This is a genomic window from Actinoplanes sp. NPDC048791 (genome assembly GCF_040650095.1).
Lineage (GTDB): Bacteria > Actinomycetota > Actinomycetes > Mycobacteriales > Micromonosporaceae > Actinoplanes.
In genome coordinates this window covers 1-1,624 of the sequence record NZ_JBEZGQ010001456.1, presented here as the reverse complement: position 1 = coordinate 1,624, position 1,624 = coordinate 1, and the positions used below count along the sequence as shown (strand labels likewise).

2 protein-coding genes are annotated in these 1,624 nt (G+C 72.0%); one reads left to right on the top strand and one right to left on the bottom strand.

The annotated features are described in order from the left end of the window. Positions 1–126: 126 nt before the first annotated feature. Positions 127–882: an NIPSNAP family protein gene (locus AB0C29_RS47380; protein ID WP_360834805.1), complete on the top strand. Its 756-nt coding sequence runs from the start codon at positions 127–129 to the stop codon at positions 880–882. Positions 883–1,044: 162 nt separating this feature from the next. Here the strand turns inward: AB0C29_RS47380 and AB0C29_RS47375 are convergent, their stop codons facing one another. Further along, a complete protein-coding gene (locus tag AB0C29_RS47375) occupies positions 1,045–1,530 on the bottom strand; it encodes a DMT family transporter (RefSeq protein WP_360834803.1) in 486 nt (161 codons plus the stop codon). Between the last annotated feature and the right edge of the window lie 94 nt (positions 1,531–1,624).

The following is a 1,624-nucleotide window of genomic DNA, read 5'->3' as shown; positions in this document are numbered from 1 at the left end:
TCAGCCCCGAGTGGCCGTGCCGCCGGGCCAGCGCGAGCCAGCACAGGGCGTGCACGGCCACGGTGAGACGACTGTTGCCGGCCATGGGTGGCCTCCCCTCATAATGAGTAACACACATTGTTACAGATGGGGGAACCCGTGCGGGATCAGCAGAACGCCGTGGCCGCCGACCTGGCCGGCTGCGACGTCGTCGAGATGCGCCGATACACGCTGCGGCCGGGCACGTTCGACGAGCTCCAGGAGGCGTTCCAGCGGTGGTTCGTCGACGGCCTGGAACGGTCGGGCATGCGGCTGGGCGGGCAGTTCCGGGACCGGGACGACCCGGATCGTTTCGTATGGTTCCGCGGCTTCACGTCCATGGCACAACGCCACGAGGCGCTGGAGGACTTCTACCTCGGGCCGGTATGGCAGGAGCACCGGGACGCCGCCAACGCCACCATGATCGACAGCGATGATGTGCTGCTGTTGCGCCCGACCTCGCCGGCCCACCGCCCGGGTCATGCGGTTGCCGCCGGAGCACCGGGACCGACGGCCGACCCGGCGTGGGCAATCACTCTGGCTTGGTCGCTTCCGGCCGGCTCCGACCTGGAAGCGGCGCTGACCGGCCGCGGGCACGAGGTGCTCGAGCGGGCGCTCGGCGTGCCGGTGGCCATGTGGCGCACCGAGCCGAGCGCCAACACGTTCCCGCGGTTGCCGGTGCGCGACGGCAACCACGTGGTCGCGCTGGCGGTTTTCGCCGGGTGGGAGCAGTGGTCGCAAGCGGAGAAGCGGCTCGGTGCGGACGCCGAATGGCAGCGGCTTGTCGAGCGGCTGGGGGACGCCGAGCTCATGCGCCTTGAGCCGACGGCTACGTCACGCCATCCGCGGCCGATCCCGGCCTGAGCCGCGGCGCGGCCGATCCCGGCCCGAGCGGCGCAGCCGATCCCGGCCCGAGCGGCAGCGCAGCCGATCCCGGCCTTGGGGGGGGTCAGGCTGCCGAAGACCACGCCGATCGGCGCCGCGCTCATGAGGTGCTCCTTTTCAGGTTCAGGTTCAGGTTCACGTTCACGCGAACTGGACGAGGGCGCAGCCGATGACCAGGGCCGTCAGGCCGCCGAACCGGGCCTTGGTCAGCGGCCGCGGCGGTAGCCGGAACAGTCCGAAGTGGTCGATCACCGCCGAGGCGAGCTGCTGACCGGTGACGGTCAGGGCGACCGTTGTGGCCGCGCCGATCCTGGGGATGAGCAGCAGCGTCGCGGTGACGTAGACGGCGGCTGCGACACCGCCGAGCCAGCCCCAGCGGGGCATCGCAGCGAGCGGCCGGACCCGCAGTGGTGGTGTCCGGCCGGCCGCGCGGAGCAGGCCGAAGACGACGGTGATGGTCAGGGTGGCGACGATAAAGCTGACCGTGCCTACGGCTAGTGGGGGGCGTAGGTCTGTGCGCAGGGCGGCGTTGACAGCGCCTTGGACCGGCAGCGCCGCACCGGCGATCAGGCCTAGGACGATCCAGCCGGCGCGGTGGGGTGCGGCTCCAGGCGTGGCTTGGGGCACGGCTTGGGACGCAGCTGCGGGCGCCGAGTGGGGCCCGGCTGGAAGGCCGGCTGCGGGCGCGACTTGGGGCCCGGCTTGAGGCCCGGCTTGGGGC

Excerpts from the sequence above, each read along its gene's own strand:
- AB0C29_RS47380 (WP_360834805.1), top strand. The coding sequence starts at position 127 with ATGGGGGAACCCGTGCGGGATCAGCAGAACGCCGTGGCCGCCGACCTG.